General features: G+C 39.8%; 21 protein-coding genes. 9 read left to right on the top strand and 12 right to left on the bottom strand.

Annotation, left to right across the window (positions count from 1 at the left end):
- Nucleotide 1: 1 nt before the first annotated feature.
- The 4 genes from DBR40_RS13000 to DBR40_RS12985 all read left to right on the top strand — a co-directional run bounded on the left by DBR40_RS13000 (nucleotide 2) and on the right by DBR40_RS12985 (nucleotide 3,342).
- Nucleotides 2-757, top strand: coding sequence for a hypothetical protein (locus DBR40_RS13000; RefSeq protein ID WP_124560183.1), 756 nt, complete (start codon nucleotides 2-4; stop codon nucleotides 755-757).
- A gap of 432 nt (nucleotides 758-1,189) precedes the next feature.
- Nucleotides 1,190-1,750: a hypothetical protein gene (locus DBR40_RS12995; protein ID WP_124560182.1), complete on the top strand. Its 561-nt coding sequence runs from the start codon at nucleotides 1,190-1,192 to the stop codon at nucleotides 1,748-1,750.
- On the top strand, nucleotides 1,743-2,417 hold the full coding sequence (locus DBR40_RS12990) for a hypothetical protein (protein ID WP_124560181.1): 675 nt from the start codon (nucleotides 1,743-1,745) through the stop codon (nucleotides 2,415-2,417). The genes DBR40_RS12995 and DBR40_RS12990 overlap by 8 nt, the downstream gene beginning before the upstream one ends.
- A 1-nt stretch (nucleotide 2,418) precedes the next feature.
- Nucleotides 2,419-3,342 carry a glycosyltransferase gene (locus DBR40_RS12985; protein WP_124560180.1) on the top strand — a complete coding sequence of 308 codons (924 nt, stop codon included), beginning with the start codon at nucleotides 2,419-2,421 and terminating at the stop codon, nucleotides 3,340-3,342.
- 661 nt (nucleotides 3,343-4,003) lie between these two features.
- Here the strand turns inward: DBR40_RS12985 and DBR40_RS26875 are convergent.
- Both DBR40_RS26875 and DBR40_RS12975 read right to left on the bottom strand, forming a co-directional pair.
- The gene (locus DBR40_RS26875; protein WP_199748334.1) at nucleotides 4,004-4,171 is read right to left on the bottom strand and encodes a YDG/SRA domain-containing protein; all 168 of its coding nucleotides are present in this window, start codon (nucleotides 4,169-4,171) and stop codon (nucleotides 4,004-4,006) included.
- A 448-nt stretch (nucleotides 4,172-4,619) separates the two neighbouring features.
- Nucleotides 4,620-4,865 carry a helix-turn-helix transcriptional regulator gene (locus tag DBR40_RS12975; RefSeq protein ID WP_124560179.1) on the bottom strand — a complete coding sequence of 82 codons (246 nt, stop codon included), beginning with the start codon at nucleotides 4,863-4,865 and terminating at the stop codon, nucleotides 4,620-4,622.
- A gap of 753 nt (nucleotides 4,866-5,618) precedes the next feature.
- Here DBR40_RS12975 and DBR40_RS12970 point away from each other — a divergent pair.
- Together DBR40_RS12970 and DBR40_RS12965 are read left to right on the top strand one after the other, a co-directional pair.
- Nucleotides 5,619-6,434, top strand: a complete 816-nt coding sequence (locus DBR40_RS12970; RefSeq protein ID WP_124560178.1) for a sigma-70 family RNA polymerase sigma factor — start codon at nucleotides 5,619-5,621, stop codon at nucleotides 6,432-6,434.
- Nucleotides 6,435-6,438: 4 nt separating this feature from the next.
- The gene (locus tag DBR40_RS12965; protein WP_124560177.1) at nucleotides 6,439-7,536 is read left to right on the top strand and encodes a hypothetical protein; all 1,098 of its coding nucleotides are present in this window, start codon (nucleotides 6,439-6,441) and stop codon (nucleotides 7,534-7,536) included.
- 495 nt (nucleotides 7,537-8,031) lie between these two features.
- Here the strand turns inward: DBR40_RS12965 and DBR40_RS12960 are convergent, their stop codons facing one another.
- The 5 genes from DBR40_RS12960 to DBR40_RS12940 all read right to left on the bottom strand — a co-directional run bounded on the left by DBR40_RS12960 (nucleotide 8,032) and on the right by DBR40_RS12940 (nucleotide 10,933).
- Nucleotides 8,032-8,505 carry a hypothetical protein gene (locus DBR40_RS12960; protein ID WP_124560176.1) on the bottom strand — a complete coding sequence of 158 codons (474 nt, stop codon included), beginning with the start codon at nucleotides 8,503-8,505 and terminating at the stop codon, nucleotides 8,032-8,034.
- A 76-nt stretch (nucleotides 8,506-8,581) separates the two neighbouring features.
- On the bottom strand, nucleotides 8,582-9,013 hold the full coding sequence (locus tag DBR40_RS12955) for a hypothetical protein (RefSeq protein WP_124560175.1): 432 nt from the start codon (nucleotides 9,011-9,013) through the stop codon (nucleotides 8,582-8,584).
- A 506-nt stretch (nucleotides 9,014-9,519) separates the two neighbouring features.
- Entirely contained in the window at nucleotides 9,520-9,888 is a 369-nt protein-coding gene (locus DBR40_RS12950; protein WP_124560174.1) for a ribonuclease E inhibitor RraB, read from the bottom strand.
- A gap of 139 nt (nucleotides 9,889-10,027) precedes the next feature.
- Nucleotides 10,028-10,555, bottom strand: coding sequence for a hypothetical protein (locus DBR40_RS12945; RefSeq protein ID WP_124560173.1), 528 nt, complete (start codon nucleotides 10,553-10,555; stop codon nucleotides 10,028-10,030).
- Between the two features lie 87 nt (nucleotides 10,556-10,642).
- Nucleotides 10,643-10,933, bottom strand: a complete 291-nt coding sequence (locus tag DBR40_RS12940; protein WP_124560172.1) for a hypothetical protein — start codon at nucleotides 10,931-10,933, stop codon at nucleotides 10,643-10,645.
- A gap of 316 nt (nucleotides 10,934-11,249) precedes the next feature.
- Here DBR40_RS12940 and DBR40_RS12935 point away from each other — a divergent pair, with 316 nt between their 5' ends.
- A complete protein-coding gene (locus tag DBR40_RS12935) occupies nucleotides 11,250-11,654 on the top strand; it encodes an EVE domain-containing protein (protein ID WP_124560171.1) in 405 nt (134 codons plus the stop codon).
- A gap of 166 nt (nucleotides 11,655-11,820) precedes the next feature.
- Nucleotides 11,821-12,384, top strand: a complete 564-nt coding sequence (locus DBR40_RS12930; protein WP_124560170.1) for a hypothetical protein — start codon at nucleotides 11,821-11,823, stop codon at nucleotides 12,382-12,384.
- Here DBR40_RS12930 and DBR40_RS12925 read toward each other — a convergent pair.
- Both DBR40_RS12925 and DBR40_RS12920 read right to left on the bottom strand, forming a co-directional pair.
- On the bottom strand, nucleotides 12,374-13,564 hold the full coding sequence (locus tag DBR40_RS12925) for a cation:proton antiporter (protein ID WP_124560169.1): 1,191 nt from the start codon (nucleotides 13,562-13,564) through the stop codon (nucleotides 12,374-12,376). The two genes, DBR40_RS12930 and DBR40_RS12925, sit on opposite strands and share 11 nt — an antisense overlap.
- Before the next feature lie 70 nt (nucleotides 13,565-13,634).
- Complete coding sequence (locus tag DBR40_RS12920; RefSeq protein ID WP_124560168.1) at nucleotides 13,635-14,156, bottom strand: acyl-CoA thioesterase; 522 nt, start codon at nucleotides 14,154-14,156, stop codon at nucleotides 13,635-13,637.
- Between the two features lie 260 nt (nucleotides 14,157-14,416).
- Here DBR40_RS12920 and DBR40_RS12915 point away from each other — a divergent pair, with 260 nt between their 5' ends.
- Nucleotides 14,417-15,907: an alpha-amylase gene (locus DBR40_RS12915; protein WP_124560167.1), complete on the top strand. Its 1,491-nt coding sequence runs from the start codon at nucleotides 14,417-14,419 to the stop codon at nucleotides 15,905-15,907.
- A gap of 149 nt (nucleotides 15,908-16,056) precedes the next feature.
- Here the strand turns inward: DBR40_RS12915 and DBR40_RS12910 are convergent, their stop codons facing one another.
- The 3 genes from DBR40_RS12910 to DBR40_RS12900 are packed head-to-tail and all read right to left on the bottom strand — an operon-like array spanning nucleotide 16,057 to nucleotide 19,331.
- The gene (locus tag DBR40_RS12910; protein WP_124560166.1) at nucleotides 16,057-16,983 is read right to left on the bottom strand and encodes a hydroxypyruvate isomerase family protein; all 927 of its coding nucleotides are present in this window, start codon (nucleotides 16,981-16,983) and stop codon (nucleotides 16,057-16,059) included.
- A gap of 3 nt (nucleotides 16,984-16,986) precedes the next feature.
- On the bottom strand, nucleotides 16,987-18,000 hold the full coding sequence (locus DBR40_RS12905) for an FAD:protein FMN transferase (RefSeq protein ID WP_124560165.1): 1,014 nt from the start codon (nucleotides 17,998-18,000) through the stop codon (nucleotides 16,987-16,989).
- A gap of 11 nt (nucleotides 18,001-18,011) precedes the next feature.
- Nucleotides 18,012-19,331 carry a Gfo/Idh/MocA family oxidoreductase gene (locus DBR40_RS12900; protein ID WP_124560164.1) on the bottom strand — a complete coding sequence of 440 codons (1,320 nt, stop codon included), beginning with the start codon at nucleotides 19,329-19,331 and terminating at the stop codon, nucleotides 18,012-18,014.
- Nucleotides 19,332-19,336: the final 5 nt, after the last annotated feature.

Raw genomic sequence — 19,336 nt, 5'->3', positions numbered from 1 at the left:
CATGAAAACAAAATTTAAATTAGCGTTTGACGAACTTGAAAATGTAATGGAGATGATGACCATCTCAGAAATTTTGTCTGCAAAAGGAGGGGAAGGCCCGCAAAATGGAGACGTATGGACCGTTAATGGGTATACTTTTGTCTACGATGCCTCTTTAGGTCAGTGGGTCGGATCGCTTCCTGAAATTACCATTACTTCTTCTTCTTCGGATCCTTACAGCTGGAATTGGTCAAATTATCTCAATGGTTACACTGGAAGTTTTTCGTATAGTAGTAGTGGTTATTCGGGTACAATTAGTCCAGGAGGAGGAGGCGGAAGCGGATCCGGCACAGCCCCGACATTATCTGTTGTTGATATCGCAGCAATGGCCATTCAAAATGGGCTCGCCTTCAATTCATTCTACAATACCTTAGATGCTGCAAGATTGGGCCAACTCCCGTTGGAAGCTAAAGATATCGTACACAATTTACTCCAATCCAATCCGGGTTCCGCATTAATCGATGATATTAAAGCAGCTGGGTCATTAAATGGAGTTGCTGTATTAAGTGCTGCTGGAAAAGTTTTAGGCTTCACTCAAGCTGGCGTTAGTTTGTATAACTTGTATCAAGATATCGCAGATGATGATGGTACAGTGTCTATGGTAAATGTTGCCGACGCGGTAATAAGTGTTGGTTCATTATTTATAAAATCTAATATATTGGGTGCAACCGTTTCGATGGGTTGGTTGATAATCAAAGGCGCAATTGATGAGAATTAAATTATTGGATAAGCTCTTTTACGTGGTCTATAATTCGTATTATAAACATGGAGAGTTTAAAAATGATATTCCCCCGCTAACAGTCGGGGGGATATTTGGAATTATGTTTTTATGTATGACATTATCTATTTTTTGCGTACTTGGATGGATAAACCCGGTATATGCGAAATTACCTAAATTAAATAAGGTCATACTTACACTAATTATGTTGTTTTTTGGTGCTTTGGTTTACTTCATATTTTATTATAATCAGCGGTATCTTAAAATTTATAACCTATATAAAGAAAATAAATTTCTAAATAGTCAGGTAGCAAAAATTGAATGTTTTGCTTTTATAATAGGGGTGATATTATTGCCTATAGCACTTTTGTTCATCCGAAATAAAATCGTTAACGGTCGTTGGTTCTAAATATTTGTTGGAGTATAGACTTTATGAAGAAAAACCTAATTCTTGTAGGAAATAAGCCGCCAATGAGGGAACCACTAGGAAATGAAATAGATTCATTTGATTATGTAATGCGTATAAACAGAATGAATTATTTAGGGCATTCGGGAAATAGGATTGATGGATTGTTTCTTGAGGCCAATACAGAGTTTACTAAAATATTTAAAGGCGGGGATAACAAAAAATCGATAAAATCGGCAGGACAGATTTTAATGCGAAATTGTTGGTATGAAATGTTTTCGGAATGGAGAGAATATATTTCAGAACGGCAGTACAATGGAATCGAAATTATTAATGAACGCAATGCAATTAGTGAGACTGGATTTGAACGGCTTACATCGCCGGTATTGCTCTTAGGACATCTGCTAAACTCAGGATGGGCCGAGCAGTACAATATATGGATTACTTGCCTTGATATTGAAAACCGGGCAATTATGATCGATAATCATAGCATCTGGCAATGGCATAAAGGTGCTGGGTTGTTTGAAGAACGTTATTTGAAAAATAAATTAAAGTCGGGCCAAATATTTCGATTAAAGGATGAATGATATTCCGGTACTGGTTCCTGTGAAAGGGAAAAGCGTTCGTTGCCCAAACAAGAACGAGACGCTTCTCCCTTTTACCTTAAATTATTTGAAGAGAGAAGGCTTCGAGAACGTTTACGTGATTTCTGATTCAAAAGAGCTATTGGGGATTGCCAAAGACTACAAGTTTAATGCATTCTTCGAGCAATGGAAAGAGGGGGGAGATGAGTTGCATTCAAGCTGGTCACTTATGCAAGATCTCAATTACGAAAGCTTTGTGCTTTCTTCGGTAACCCATCCATTCAAATCCTACAGGCTAATTTCCCAAATGATAGGACTAATGGAGCTTTCGGCTAATGTTCCTGACTTTATTGCAACTTCCAACACCTTTCCCGATAGAAAACAGTATTTCCTGGAAAAGAAACAAGGAAATGAATACCGTTTCAAGTTCAATTTTAAAAATAGGAAAGGATCTTTAAGTGACTCTCCTGAGGAAATGATTGACGGCGCAATCTATTTGATAAAAAAGGCTTTCCTGGAAAAAGTAGTCAAGTCGAATGATTCTAATTTGACTTTCTGGAGTGGCAATTTTAGTTGCATACCTAATAGTGCGCCATTTTTCGATATCGATACGATAGAAGACCTAAAAAGGTTTTTATCCTTTATTTCCCAATTTACAGCACAGGTTTAAAATGCCAGAGACTACCATATTGATTCCTACATATAATTGCGCTAAATTCATAAACCAAGCCGTTAAGAGTGTTTTACTACAGGATTATAGGGATTACGAAGTTTTAATTTTGGATGATGGAAGTACAGATAATACAGAAGAGGTTGTTTCCCGTATACATGATGCCCGGATAACCTATATAAGAAGCGAGTCGAATAAAGGCATCGTGAGCGCGCTAAATGAGGGAATTATTAGGTCTAATGGAAATTATATTGCAAGAATGGATGCAGATGACATTCTTCTCGGTGATAGGTTAAGTTCACAAATTGATTTTTTGAATGCTAATAATGACCACGGACTGGTAGGGGGCTGGTATCAGACTACGGATATACATGGGAGGATACTGGATCGGATTGAAACTCCATGTGATCCCTGGGAAACAAAAATGGGATTACTATTTCAAAATAAGTTTGCCCATTCAGCAGTAACTATGAGAGCAGAATATGCCTTTGACCTACGCTACGACCAGGAATATCAATATGCCGAGGACTATGATTTATGGTGCCGTATAGCGTCGATAAGCAAAGTCTCCAATTTGCCATCTTACTTCCTTAGCTATCGATGGTATCAGGGCAATAGTTGTAGCTTAAATCAAAAAATATTAAAAATGAATACCTTAAAAGTGCTTTCCAGAGAGCTTGATAAGTATGGGATCGTTCATAGTTCAGCAGAATTAGTTATCCATGGGGCATTGTGTTTTCGGCTAGGCAAACAATATTTTAATACAAAAGAACTTGTCGGAGAATTGGAAAACTGGTTTGAAAAAATATTAGGCTCCCATTTACTTTCCAATTCCGAGAGATCAGCGCTCAAAGGTTATATAGTTAGGAATTATAATGATTTGATCCAGTCAAAAAATAATTTACCATCAAAACAAGCAAGTTAATAATATGTGGGTTGCGGCTATAGGGTGCGTAAACCAAATTAATTGAACCCGTTCGGCCAATTTTTAGGCATGTTGTAGCCGATTGTTGCCTAGTATGAAGTTAAGTAGTTGTCTTTGGTGAGGCGGAGTCAATCTTTTTTTGGTTTTTTCATGTATGTAGGCTAGTATTTGGTATCTGTTATTTTTGCTGGAACCTAGGCTTTTTTCATTGGCAAACTATAAGAGTTCTGTGACTGAAAAGACATTCGGTTCTGTCTGTCCGGAAGGCCATTTGACAAGTGACGCCTCTGACTGTACCTTCAATTTCGTTACAGTAGGTGTTTTTTAACTATAATACCTTCCAAATAAGGGAGCATAGTTTTTGCCGGCGGTTTATTTAGTGATTGATTTAGGTAGCATGATCTTAAGCAGCGATATTATAGTCAATTAAATTGAAGCTGATGCAAAAAAAAAATATTTCCTTTAACGAAATACGTGCCCAAGATTATCAGGTCATGATGGTTTGCTGATCATAATATAGATTCTCGTGAGTTTTCTCCATTTTTGTACACCAAAGCTCATGGTAAGAGAAATAGTAAGCATAACCTTATGCATAAATGTAGGTAAACATCGTTACCACCAGCACCTGTATAGATGATTGTATCGCCAAAATCCTCATCCTCTACATACCCCCTGAAAGTACAATGGCGGCAACACTTGTTTTCCCAGTGCCATCTATTCCTCCGGCCCAGTTTCTATGGAAACTATCCTTCATCATAATTCTTCTATCTTCAAATTGATGGCCTTCTAGAATACCTTTTATCTCTCCAAATATTATCGGCTTAGTCATGAGAAGTTAGCGCTTAGTTTAGTCGTTCTTTTTTTAATACGAGCTTGATTAGCTAAGATGCTTTTGAATGGAATGTGGTAGATCTGGATATTTAATTGTCATTCAAACCTCTCAACCCTGCTCTCACTGCAGTTACTTCGTTGTGCAATATCCCGTAACATTAATTCAATGATAGACGGGGAGCTTGTTTTTCTATATCTATTTCCGAAAAGCTCTACCCTCGCATTGCTTCTTAGCTAATTAATTTCTTTTTTTACTTTACTTTTCACATATAAGGTTAATAATATATATACACCTGCTACGTAAAGTAATGTGATAAGGTCATAATTTTCTCCTCTCGGTCTGTTTGGGTCGCCAGTTGAAATAAATATAGCTTCCCTAAGCACGCCTCCCAATAAGAAAGCCACTATTGCACGGACCCAAGCTTTTTTAAAGTGGTGTATATACATTATGCATTATTTTTTACTTTGAAACCTTTAATTTGACTACTACTCCAGTCACTCGGATATAGTAACTCCCTTATATCAACTCTAAGAAATTCAGCGATCTCGTTTAGATCGTTCACAGACGGTTGTCTATGATTGTTCACCCATCTTGATACTGTCTCTTCAGATTTATTAAGATGTTTAGCAATATCCCTATTATAAACATCCTTCTCCTTAAATACTTCAGCTAAACGATTAATGTCCCTCATTTTATAAAAAAAATATTTCAAAAAAGTTTGACGTTATATGAAAAACTTTTACTATTATTGTGTTATCATAATGCGAAATATAGAGCTGGTTTTTCAGCTTTAAACGATGTTACTCGTCCAAAATCCGCCAGATTTACCACGAGTTGACCGGGTGTTCGCCTACATACTGGAATTATTATACTTTTGTATAATCCAGTAGGGCGTACCTCGTAAACTTTTGGGTAACTTTTTATCTTTGATGAAAAGCGGTTCTGGCGGAACCATGGCAAAAGTGAAGAGGTGCGCCTTATTGGTTTTTTACCAACATGTTTCCCATTTACTTTGTTGAGTCCGCATCGTTTTACATAAAAATTAACCGTTTATGAAAACGAAAAAATTAAGCGCCATCAAAGTGATTCACCTCCAGGAAGTGATTCGTAATTATTCCCTACAACTATTATTAAAGAACGTTATCTGTTCCCCATCGTAATACGTGCCAGAATTCCAAGTTAAAATATAGCCCAAAAGAGCAGAGGCTAGTGTGAAGAGAGCGCACAAAGCCCAGCAGGTTAATTTAGCTTGTTACCAGCCCTTTATTGCTAATTAGGCAAAGGTGCAGCACAATGGTTTTTCGCAATCCCAAGGTAAGTATCTTTTTCCTAATAACAAATATGGTTTACCATATCCGCATATATTAACGCGGAAGGGCTGGTTTTTGCTTTATTTCGCCCCCATTATTAATATTAATTTGAATCAGAACATAAACACTGATTTATGAGAGCAGAAACCATATACAACATAAACGAGAAGAGCTTTTATTTCAACAAATTCAGCAGTGGTGATGAAAAGGGCCTTGAATATTTTTATAATCAGCTCTATCCTTCGTTATTTTATCAAAGGAGAAGGTACATTAAAGATGACGTCAACGCGGACTGTATCGTTAGCGAAGCTTTTCTTCGTCTTTGGCTCATCAGAAATAGTATAACCTGTCCGAGCCACCTTAAAACCTTTCTCCATAGCACCACCCTAAAGGCCTGCAAAGCTTACTATAAGACCTCCCGCCACAATTTTCAACGGAATATGCTCAAACTTGACGAGATCGATAACTACCAGGAATTCATCGGAGGCTACGATCCGGAGGTAGAACCGGATCCTGAAGACGTTGTCTATCAGGAAGAACTGGATGAAGTCTTAAAGCTAAAATGGCGGCAAGTCGAGGCGGTCATGCCTAATCTCAACGAAAACCAGCAACTGTTTATTCAGCTCTGCCTGAAATATGATTTCAACTACGAACGCATTGCCTGGCATATTGGTGGCATTTCGGATTATCAGGTAGCCAGAAGCGTGGAAAAAACACTGGAAACATTAAAATCAATTCTGACCAGCTCACAAAAACTTGAGTCTACCGGAAAAGCCAGAAAATTCAAATTTGAGGGCGATCTGTGCGAGGAACAATCTAGTATTCTGCACATGCGGTATGAACTCCAGTACAGTTTTGAAGAGATAGCCAGAGCATTGAATTTAAGCCAGGAGCATATCAAAAGAGCTTTTGTGCTAGCCTATACCAAAGTAAAAAGGATAAAAAATTAATGCCATGGAAAAAGAAACGATGATTGTTACCCGTAAAATCCAGTTACTGATTGACTCGGACGATAAAGAAGTGATCAGAGCTGCGAAGGATCAGCTATACGACTGGCAACGCATTTGTTTCCGTGCTGCCAATATGATCATGAGCCACCATTTTGTGCAGGAACAAGTAAAGGATTTCTTTTACCTGACCGAGGAGATCAAGCTGAAAATAGCCGATGAGAAAAAGGAAGCGAACGGGATCCTGAATTCCTCACGCCAGAATACTACCTACAAACTGCTTTCCAATCATTTCAAGGGGCAGATTCCTACCAATATCCTAAGCAACCTCAACAATACTTTAATATCCTCTTTCAACAAAGAGAAGGATGCTTATTGGAAAGGAGAAAAGTCATTGAGGAACTACAAACGCAACATCCCACTGCCTTTTGGGGCAGAGGTAATTTCCAAACTGGCCAAAACTTCTGACCACAGGAATTTTACCTTCAGGCTTTTTCAGATTCCCTTTAGAACTTATCTTGGAAAAGACAGGTCGGACAAAAAGATCATGCTGGAAAGGATCTTGGGCGGTACATTGAAACTCCGCGCCAGCCACATTCAGCTCGATAAGGGTAAGGTATTTTTGCTGGCCGCCATAGCGATTGAAAAAGAACAACATGTACTTGATCCCACGATCATTGCCGAAGCCTCACTTTCAATAGAGCACCCGGTAACGGTTAAGATCGGTAGGCACGAGCATGCAATTGGAAACAGGGAAGAATTCCTATATAGGAGGCTAGCAATACAGTCGGCGGTAAACAGGGTCAAAAAAGCCGTAACTTTTAACCGTGGCGGCCATGGCAGGAAGCGGAAAATGAAAAGCGTTGAAGATTACCGCAATATGGAAAAACGGTATGTGGAGTATAAACTACATGTCTACAGCCGGATGCTGATCGATTTCTGTGTGAAACACCGGGCGGCAACATTATTACTGATTAACCAGCAGGAAAAAGAGGAAATAGCGAAAGAAGATCATTACCTGTTGCAGAACTGGAGCTATTATAGCCTTAAGGACAAAATCAACTATAAGGCAGAAATGGCAGGCATCCAGATGATTGTTGAGTAAGATATTAAGAGGTTTTTTGCAGAACCGTAGGGTGAGATAGCAATATCCTCACAAGCCGATTAAACTAGGCGTTGCAATGGCGGACTTCATGTTAGAGAAGAAATAAAAATGCATACTCTAGAGTTAAAGCTTATCCTGATCTGGATTTCCCAGACGAATATGCTAATACTGGGTCTGTTATTATTAAAGATGTTACTAAAGGCGATATTTATAATGCCAACTATATCTTAGTTAATTTTGGTACGCGAGTTGATTTAGATATTACCTTTTTGGATTTTAGGATAACATTATCCTCTTTTCCTTGGTGGGAGATAGTGTCTGGCAGTGATGGTCAGTTATTAGGCAGATTTGAGGATGTTATTGAACAATTGTATAATTTTCCTATTCATTCTGTAGTTAGGAGAGATTAGTATTTGGCGTACCGACATGCGTATGGAGCGATGGTCGTTGCAGTAAAGCTCGTTAGAGCGATGCAACGATATGTTCTATGGAACTTCAATCTGTATACAAGAAGTACATCAGGTAATATTTACTAGCTCCATTTAATATATAATAGTCTGAAGATATTCCGAATTGATAAGAGTCGCTAAGTTCGGTAATCTTATATATTTCATTTAGCATCAGTGCTTTATTGAATAACTTATAAAGATGATTCACTTCTTCATCTTGCTTAGTTTGTGCAACTTTTAATATCGTCATGTTTCCACTCAGATATAGCCAAGACTTAATTTCAGATAGGAATGTTTCTTCTTCAAGTAGTTTAAGCTGGAATGACTCTTCCCTAAATTCATTAAACTGCTCCTTAATTAACGAAATCACATCATTCGATTTACCAATTGTAATTAAATCAAAATCGTAGGAAAGACCTGAAGAATGCTCATTTATATCTGCGTAGGTATGTAATATGCCTTTGAGGTAATCTATCGAGGAAATTTCATATGGTTCTCCAATATATGGCTGTCTTTGCATGCGCGTTATTTAAGATTTCAATATAGTAAAATAAGTGTTTGCTCACCGCCTGAGAAATGTGTTAAAGTTACTCTTATTACCTAATTAGTGGTATGTATTCAGATGGAATATCATAACCCACTAAATCAGCTATGGCTTTAAAAGTTGCAATCTCAAAACTAAATAGAGAAGAATCAACCTCATGATAAGCCCCATGTACCACCTTGATTTTTAAATTGTCCTTTTCTGGGTGATCTGAGCAAATAGCTTTCACTGTTGAAAAAACCATATCAAAGTACTCGCTAGGAATCTGTTTTTCATTTACATCCCAACCAAAGGTTAAATAACAATTTTGTACTCTCTCTATTACTATCTTTACCTCTGCATATCTAGTGTTACTAAATCTTCTTTCCGTTTTGCCTTCTCCTTCATGTAAATCTTCATTGAACTCATATCTACTATACGCTTCTCTAATTTGTTTATATGGGAGAAGGGTTGATGGTGGGTGATAGTTTATGCAGATATCCATTTGGCTAAGATAATAAATTTAGTTGTGCTCGCTCACCGCCTGCGAACTGAGAAAATGTGTGAGAATCAGCAGTTGCGTAGCAGCGGGATTCGATCTATGTTTTAACACAAGCGACTGGCGAGATATTTGACCAAATATCGTGACAGTCGTGCAGCATTTTCGATTGCGCAGGTGAGCTGAAAAGTGGAATGCGATTAGATTTATCCAGGATGAAGCGAAGCAAATCCTAGATAAAGATAGAGAAAGCATTCATGAGGCAACCGCTTTGCCAAAATTAAAACCATGACAGAACGGATGTGATGGCATGTGTTTTAAGTGGCATTAGACTTGCCGAATACCGATCTTCCTTCCGTAACCCACAGTCTTTTGCTAAGAATCACTAACAGAAAATTAAAGCATTGCCCTAATAAAAATACAGCACAGATGCCACAGCACATAATGAATGACTAAACCGAGCCTTTCCACTTGGTAAGCAGCAGGAGAGTGAAAGGCTTGGTGTAGGAATGTTAAGTTCCAACTTGCCAGCCGTCTAATTGACAATCATATTGATAACCAAAATCCCACATGATTTGATTCCAGTTATTGATTTCATTCAATGACATTTCGATGGGATGTGTAATGCCTTGTATGTCCCACAAATCATCAGACTTTTCTGCAGCGATTTTACTGTAGGTCGGAAATTGTAGTAAAAGACTATTTTTGAATAGAATAGCTTTTTGCTCGTTGTCAGTGATGAACACAAATTCTATCGGTAATTTTTCTTCAGATTTTATTCCATCAGCATATATGTTATCCAAAATATCTTCATTTATCTCCAGATGAATCTCAGAATTGTATAAGTCCGTTGTAAAGAAAGTGTTTGAGTTATTAGCCATGTACGAAAGTAATAAAAACTATCAAAAACTATTTAAGTTCAATCCATGTCTATAAAGACTAAACCATTCCTTTCTCCGTGTAAGCAGCTTTTTTGGAGAGAGGAATGGATTTAGGATGATAGAGATCTCTTCTCAAACTTTAAAACGGGTAGTTAAACCCTTCTCCATACCACCTGTCAAAATCAGATAATTTTTCATTGCTATAGGATTCTGCCCAGCCTGTGTATAAGTCTATTTCACCTATTCCAAAATAAAACTTCTCGCTTTCAAAGTATCTTACTCCGTTTTCGTTGTACTGTCTTATATCTTCTAATTGCTCTCGTTCAGACAACTTAGATTTGTTTCGCCAAAACAAATCATAATTAGCATAATCCGTATCCATTCGTACTTGAGCATTCTTAAAATCTAATTTGCCTAATATGTCTTCAAATTCTGTTATAAAGTTATGAAGCTCATGCAAGTCACGAACGAAGTATTTTGCAGTTCTTCCAAATGAAAACAAAATATCATCATAGTAATAAGGATACTCTTTAATTCCTGTTGAAAAAATGGCAGGATGAAAGTAATTATATTTCTTTTCAAGAATTCCGTTAACGATAAAGTCCTTCGATTTCTCGTATTCTCTATCAATCAAGATAGCTCCATAGAAGTTGTTCCATTCAAACATATTGGAAGCAATTAGGCAAGTATAAAATGATATTATGTAAGTTAAAAATGGTTATTATCCTATGCTAGGAAAGGAATAGATTTAGATCTATGATTGCACTTGTCTCTTTCTCTTCCACATTTGCCAATAATATTTTATTGATCCAGCAAGGCCACCGAAAAAAAGCAGAGCATTAAAAGCATTAAACAATATGTTATCGTATAAAGCTACTGGGCTGCTGAGATACCATAGAAGAAACATTGCAATAAAGGTGATGGTATAAATGGTAAGCCAATCAGCTTTTGGATTGATAAATCCTTTAATTATGAAATATATAAATGTGCCTGTAACCGCGGTAGTACCTAAAACCTCGCCTACTGTGTAACCTGTGATTTCCATTAGCGTTAATTTAGAATTCAAGTATAATAAAAAAGCACAACATTGCAACGGATCTTATCTTGCCTTCTTTCGATAATTATTTCCTAATCCATTCCCTTTTCTTAGTTTTGGAGTCTAAATAATAGAAATAAACATAGGGCTTATTAGAGCCAGTAAATGTTTTCGGAATGCTTAGATAGAACTCATAATCTTCCCAAATGTGTATCAATTGGGATTGTTTTGACTGTTTCATAATTTGCTTTTGTCGCCACTTTTGTCGCCAATCCGAAAATAGAACTAATAATATGTCTTTAAAGCCCTTTAAACAATACAATACATGAATCATTGGTTAGTGAAATCAGAACCTTTTAAATACAGCTGGGAGAAATTTAATGAAGATGGCCGCACCTTTTGGGATGGCGTGCGCAATTACCAGGCCCGGAATAACCTCAAAGCCATGCAGGAAGGCGATTTAGTACTTTTTTACCACAGTAACGAGGGTAAAAACGTAGTGGGTATTGCCAAAGTAGTAAAAGAGTTTTATCAGGACCCTACAACCGATGATACCAACTGGGTGGTGGTTGATTTATCGCCTGTTGAAAGCTTAAAAAATCCAGTTTCGTTAGAGCAGATCAAAGCCGAACCAAGTTTGGTTGATATTTCGCTGGTACGCCAGGGCCGTCTTTCGGTTATGCCTTTAAAAGCAGCTGAGTTTGATAAGATCCTGGAGATGGGAAGCTAGGCAGTTTGTAGAGGGGACTTTTCAGTTTGGAGTTGGCATTTCTAAGTTTGGATTTTTAGTTGGCAGTTACTGAACTAAAGCCTAACGCTAAGCGCCTAAGGCCATGCTCCGTGCATTACGCTTTTACATGAGATCTTACTATCTTGAGCAATCTTAACGCTTTCATATGAAAACCATCTTTTTTACCCTCTCTCTTTTGCTTACCGCTACTCTGGCTATGGGTCAAAGCATTAAACCCTATATCGCCATTGTTAAAACCGAAAATGTTAAGTACAAAGGTATTTTACAAAGGGTAGATTCGGTAAAGGTGGTTTTAAATCATGAAGGTACGCTTATTCCGGTGCTGCTTAATGAAATTAAAACGGTGCAAATCAGGACGGTTAAAAAAGGCTATGAAGGATTTAGTTTAATTAAAATTGGTGAAGACCGCGCTGAAGAATATAAAATGGATGCCAGTGGTAAAATGGTAGATAAATGGGGCAAAGAAGAACCAACATTTAAGGAAGATGTATCGGCCACTGTATTTTCGGTTATTTTTACTGCATTGGGCAATGCCATTGCTTTGCCTATTCATGCCATTAACCCTAATGTTGCACGTTTTAAGTTCAGTGATAAAGCTCCCAAACAGGTAGAAGAGCTGAGTTATTATTCTATTTATTACCAGGCCACCCCCAACACTTTGACCGAGCTGCAACAGCTCAAAGCCATTTCAGGCAGCTTTAAACCTTAGGTATTTCGGCTGTTTTTCTTTTGCTGAGGGTAATGCCCAACGTCATTATGATACTGGAGCCCAATACCACCAGGAATAAAAACGGCGTGCCTACTCCGGGTATTTTCAGGCTATCAGGTAGGTGCAAATACAGCAATATACTGATTAAACCACGCGGAGCAATGTATAAAATAGGACTCAGGCTTTCTTTTTTAAATACTTTTAGAAACACTAACCTGATGAGGTAAATAGCTAGCAGGATGAAAAATCCGTTGGCTAGTACATTCTGGTTGTTCAGCTCGTTCAGGTTCATGGTAAATCCAAATATCACAAAAAAGAAGGTGCGTAAAATGAAAGCACTCTCGGCAGAGAGTTGGTAAAGCTGAGATAAATCTGCTGACAGATTTTTATACAAAAACACACTCCTGAACCAGGCATTCCTGATGGTATCGGCATTGTTGAGGAATAAACCGGTACTTAATATGAGCACCAGCGAAGATAAATGGTACGACTGACCTATGGCGTAAACGAGTATGAGGATGGCAATAATTAAAAAGAATTTAATGTGGTGTACAAGCCTACCCATGATATAAAGCAATACCACGCAGGCAATGGCCGAGAGCAGTACAATTAAAAAAGTGCTTAAGCCGAGGCCTATAACTGCCGAAGTACTAAAACCATGGTTGGTAATGGCAAAGTTAAAGATAATAACCCCCAGGATATCGGAAAAGGAAGATTCGTAAATTACAAACTCACGGTCTTTATTGCCCAGGGCAGCTGCCGAAGGGATGGCAATGGCAGAACTAATTACGCTAAAAGGAATGGCATTGGCCATGCAGGTGTATAAATCCTGATGCGTGATTTGATAAATAATAGCGGTAATAACAGCAATGGAACCGAGTAAAACACTTAGCGCCGATAATAAAGCCGTACGGATAACTTTGTTTTTATGCTGGTCGTATTTCAGCTCGAGCGAACCCTCGAAAACAATCAGAATTAGCCCAACAGTACCCAGCATAGGTAAAATAGACAGAAAATTGAAGGTATGGATCTGGAGATAATCGACCAGAAACCGCAGGCCTATGCCCAATAAAAGTAACAGTAAAACCGACGGGACTTTGGTTTTACTGGCCACCAGATCAAACAGATAGGAGAAGATCACCAATCCGCTTAAAATAATAAGTATGGTATAGGTTGTCATATTTTCAGCGCAGGGTAAGCTGCTAAAATAAAACAAACCGTTTAACTACCAAGAAGTTTTACTGTAAAAATTAGGCTTTAAAGAAAAGTGCCTTCAGTTCGCTGGCATCATCCGGATCCATTTTACCACCTAAAACCAGGCGTAACTGGCGACGGCGCAGGGCACCATCATACAGGTCTTTTTCCTCAGGTGTTTCGGGTATAAGCTCGGGTACAGGAATGGTACGTGCACTCTGATCAACGGCTACAAAGGTGTAATAGGCCTCATTGCTTTTCTGGCGTGCACCACTGGGAATGTTCTCAGCCCAAACATCTAAACGAACCTCTACCGAAGTATTAAAGGCGCGAGTAACCTTGGCTTCAATAGTAATTACGTCGCCGAGTTTAATGGGTTGCTTAAAAGAAACATTATCAACCGATGCGGTTACCACAATGCGGTTGCAGTGCTTTTGCGCTGAAATTGCCGCTGCAATATCCATCCAGTGGAGCAGGCGGCCACCCATCAGGTTGTTTAGCGTATTGGTATCGTTCGGCAATACCAACTCGTTCATGATGGTAAAACTCTCTCTGGCAAATTTCTTTTTTAAGCTCATTTGCCCGCAAAAATAAGGAAATTGTTGTTAAAGTTGTATTTAAAACGGGCAGCTATGCTATTTCCATGGAAATCTCTGCAATCAGCAGGAAAATGGGTAAGATTTTTCCTGCAGATGAAACAGACTAGCGCGCAGAGTGATTGTTTTGTTTTTCTGCGGTGATCTGCGCAAACAGCAGAAAAAGCGTACAGGGTTATTCCTGTAAATCTAAAAAAAAACAATTGCATATTAAACATGTTATGTAATCTAAAATCCCATTAATGCAGAACCAGACCCTGATCCAATTTTTCCATTGGTATTATAACGAAGAACAAAAATTATGGACTAAAGTGGCCAAAGAAGCCAGTCATTTAAAGTCGCTTGGTGTTACCTCAGTGTGGTTGCCGCCTGCCTACAAATCGCACAATGCGGCTTACGATGTAGGCTACGCCGTTTACGATTTGTTTGATTTGGGTGAGTTTGACCAGAAAGGCAGCTTGCCGACGAAATATGGATCGAAAGACGAATATGTACAAGCCATTGAAGCCCTGCACAAGGAAGGAATTGCGGCTTTGGCCGACGTGGTATTTAACCATAAAGCTGGGGGCGATGAGCTGGAGAAAATAGCCGTGCGCAGGGTTAACCCTGATAACCGGAACGAATTTACCAGCGATGTTTTTGAAATTGAAGCCTGGACAAAGTTTACTTTTCCGGGCCGCCAGGGTAAATATTCGGAATTTATCTGGACCCACGAATGTTTTAGCGGGGTAGATTGGGCGGAAGACCTGCAGGAAACAGCTATTTATTCAATTCAAAATACCTACGGGGAAGGCTTCGAAGAGGTGCCCTCAACCGAATTTGGTAATTACGATTACCTGATGTTTAATGATATTGATTACCGCAACCGAGCAGTGATTGAAGAGTTGAAATACTGGGGCGAATGGGTGGTAGAAACCACAGGAATAGACGGTTTCAGGCTGGATGCAGTTAAGCACATTAACCCCGATTTCATTATCGAATGGATTGACCACCTGAATGATAAATATAGTCGAGAATTCTTTATCGTAGCCGAAGACTGGAATGTTGAAGATATTGAAGGTCAGCTGGCTTATATCGAAACTACAGGAGGCCGCACGCAGATTTTTGATTCACTTTTACACCATAATTTTTTCCTGGCCAGCAAAGCCGGCGGCGAATTCGACATGAGTGCAATTTTTGAGGGTACACTGGTTCAGGTTAAACCTGAGCTGGCGGTTACTTTTGTCGATAATCACGATTCGCAACCTTTACAAGCTCTGGAATCGTATGTAGAATTTTGGTTCAGGCCATTGGCCTATGCGTTGATTTTATTGCGAGAGCAGGGCATTCCTTGCTTGTTTTTCCCGGATTTATACGGAGGGATTTATGATGACAAGAATGAAGCTAGCGAGGATGTACATGTGGAGCTTGTCGGGATAGCTGAAGTAGAAACGATGAGTAAAATCCGTACAGCTCTGGCTTATGGTGAGCAGCGCGATTATTTTGATCACAGCGATTGCATAGGCTGGACACGCTCCGGCGATGAGGAACATGAAAACAGTGGTTTGGCGGTGCTTTTGAGCACGGGAGATGATGGCTTTAAACAAATGGAATTAGGAGCTCATTTTGCAGGGAAAACCTTTGTTGATGCTTTGGGCAACCGCGAAGAGGAGATAACCATAGATGAAAACGGCTGGGCAGAGTTTTATTGTAATGCTGGTAGTGTTTCGGTATGGGTTTTGAAGGCTGGTTAAGTGGAAATGGGGTTGTTTTGTACAGAGACGACCATGGCTTTAGAAAATCCGTCATTGCTGAGAAGGCTTTTTCAGCCGGCGAAGCAATCTTTGAGCGCTGGTAGCGCAAGCATTAAAACTGCTTCGCGGTTGAAAATGACAGATTTTAATTACAAAAAGTTGTCCTCAGTACGGTAGGCCGAAATTACTGCCAGCTCACCTTCCTTACCACCTTTCGAGTTACCATGCTCCATCCCCATAACACCTTTATAACCTTTTTTATGAAGGTGTTTGAACAGGTTTTTATAGTTGATTTCGCCTGTGGTTGGCTCTTTTCGGCCCGGGTTGTCACCGATCTGGATGTAGGCAATTTCATCCCAGCAGCGATCGATGGTTTTGATCAGATCACCTTCGGTGCGCTGCATGTGGTAAATATCGTAAAGGATTTTGCACGACGGACTTTTAACAGCCTTACATACCGCGTATGTTTCGTTGGTTTTTTGCAGAAAAAGCTCCGGGGTATCGCTTAGAGTTTCGAGTACCATAATTAAGCCATGTGGCTCAAAAACCTCAGCGCCTGCACGCATGGCATCTATTACGTTGGCAAACTGGTTGCCGTAAGGTAAATTACGTTCGTAAAAGCCGGGTACTACGGTTAGCCATTTGGCATTACATCGTTTAGCGGCTTCTACTGATTTTTTGCAGGTTTCTACAAACTTATCTTTAAACTCTTTTTTACCGGTAGTGAGCGATGTTTTCCAGTTATCACCACCATCAACCACAAAAACGCCCATGCGCATGCCTAATTTCGACAGCAGCTTACCAATTTTTTCCTGTTCTTCAACAGGGCGGTTCAGGTAACCGTTATCTTCTATCGAGCGGAAACCTTTATCGTACATAAACTGGATCTGATCTAAAAAGCTTTTACCGGCATGGTTTTCGAACATGCCCTGGTGCGGAGCGTAATCGAGATTAAAGGTCTTATCTCCGAAAGTACTGGCCTGCTTTTCGGCTGCAAAAGTATTGGTAATTCCTGCACCTGTGGTTATAGCACCGGCGGTGAGCAGGCTATTTCTGATAAATTCACTTCTTTTCATCATTTAGTTTTTAAACTGAGGGGAGGGGATAATCAATTTTTTAAACCCTGTTGTCAGGGTGTCGGCAACGGTACCATCTTTTTTATGGTATACAAAATAAGCTTCGAGGTTTTTGCGGCTTTCAACAAAGGCCATGGCATCTTTGAGGTGCATGGCCATCAGTGCATTGTCGTAGCCATCGGCGGTAATGGCATCGTTGGCATAAACCGTTACACTGATCATTTCGTTATCCAGCGGATATCCGGTTTTAGGATTAATCAGGTGAGAGATTTTCTTTTTCCCGCTTTGGTGAAATTTGCGGTAATTGCCCGAAGTGGTAACGGCACCGGTATTAATGGCGGCAATATGCCTGATGATCGGCGTACCGTCTTTATCAGGTCCTTCGATACCTATTTTCATGGCTTGTCCATCGGGTTTAGGTCCTGCAATGCGGATTTCGCCACCCAGTTCGGCTACATATTGCTTAATGCCTTTTTGGGCAAGGTAAGCGGCAATAAGATCGACACTGTAGCCCTGCGCAATTCCGTTTAAATCGATCTGTACAGCTGGGTTTAACTTACTGAGCCAGCCACCTTTTAATTTTAACTGCTGCATGCCAACATTGGCCAGTATAGATTTGATGGTTGCCGGATCAGGTTCCGTTCTGGTTTCTTTTGGTCCAAAGCCCCAGGCTTGTACCAAAGGTGCTACCGTAATATCGAAAACACCTTTGGTATCCTGGTTAATTTCAAAGCTTCTTTTCAGCACAGCGCTCATAAAATGGTCTAATTTGACCCCGCTTTTGGAAGCGTTAAACTGATTGATCAACGATCCCTTTTTGTAAAGCGACATGGATAAATCGATTTCATTCAACAAGCTATCTATGCCTTGTTTGGTTGCCAAACTATCGCTGGCATAATAGGTAATTGCATAATCAGTTCCCTGTGCATAACCGCTTATTTTATATGGTTTAAGTTCCTGCTGAACAGAAAAACCTAAAAACAAGGGGATGAGCAGGAATAGCAATTTATAAGGCATTACGCTATTGGTTAAATTACTTTGGCCTGTCCGGGCATAGCTATCGGATACAAGCCTTTCTCATCAGGCATTAATTTAGGGTTGGCATCCCAGGCAAAACGCTCGGGCATTAAACTGATGTTCGATGCCAATGCTTCATCCCATTTAATGGTTTGGCCAGAATAAGTTGCATAACGGCCAATAATTGATGAAAATGTACTGGTTGCAGCATAATCTACATTGCTGAATTTGTATTCGCCTTTAGAAACCGCTTCGAAAAGTTCATCGTGCTCGGTTTGATAAGGGTTGGCATTTCCTTTGGTATTGTGGTTGTACAGCTCCTTGCCACTGTAATCTTTCATAATGGCCTGGTTGCTGCCCGATAGATATATTTTACCTTTAGTGCCCTGGAATGATTCATCAACGCGGTTGCTGATCCCCTCAAAGTGCCTGCACTGGCTATGGATAATTGCGCCATCAGCATAGGTTAACTCTATAGAGTGGTTATCGTAAATTTCGCCATAATCTTTACCGGTACGCCAAGCACGGCTTCCGGTACCCTGTACCGAAATTGGGTGTGCATTTTTTACCCAGTTGGCAATATCGATGTTGTGCACGTGCTGTTCTACAATATGGTCGCCGCATAACCAGTTAAAGTAATACCAGTTTCTCATTTGGTATTCCATTTCAGTTTGGTTGGCTGTACGCGGACGTACCCAAACGCCACCGCTGTTCCAGTACACCTGGCCTGCCATAATATCGCCTATGGCGCCATCGTTAATGCGTTTAATCGATTCGCGGTAATTGGTTTGGTAACGGCGTTGTAAGCCCACCACCACGTTTAGTTTCTTCTTTTTGGCTTCTTCGGCAGCTGCAAGTACTTTTCTGATTCCAGGTGCATCAACAGCAACCGGTTTCTCCATAAAAATCTGTTTGTTTTGTTTTACCGCTTCTTCGAAATGGATAGGACGGAAACCCGGAGGCGTAGTTAATAATACTACATCGGCCAATGGAATAGCCTTTAAATAAGCATCAAAACCTACAAACTGACGTTCTTTTGGTACTTCTACCTTTGCGCCGAATTTCGAGCTTAAAGATTGGTAGCTGCTATCCAACCGATCCTGAAAAGCATCGGCCATGGCTACCAGTTTAATGTTAAATTTAGTGCTTAAAGCCTGAAATGCTGCTCCTGTGCCGCGGTCGCCACAGCCAATTAAGGCTATTTTAATGGTGTCCGATCCCGAAGCGTAAGCTCCGGCCAATGGGATGCTGCTCAACATGGCTCCACCGGCAAGCATGGCTGTTGCCTTTAAAAAATCGCGACGATCTTGTTGATTAATTGGTTTTTTCATGTGTT

This window comes from Pedobacter sp. KBW01 (assembly GCF_003852395.1).
GTDB lineage: Bacteria > Bacteroidota > Bacteroidia > Sphingobacteriales > Sphingobacteriaceae > Pedobacter.
Note: the sequence above shows the minus strand (reverse complement) of the source record. Positions and strands in the feature narration are given on the sequence as shown.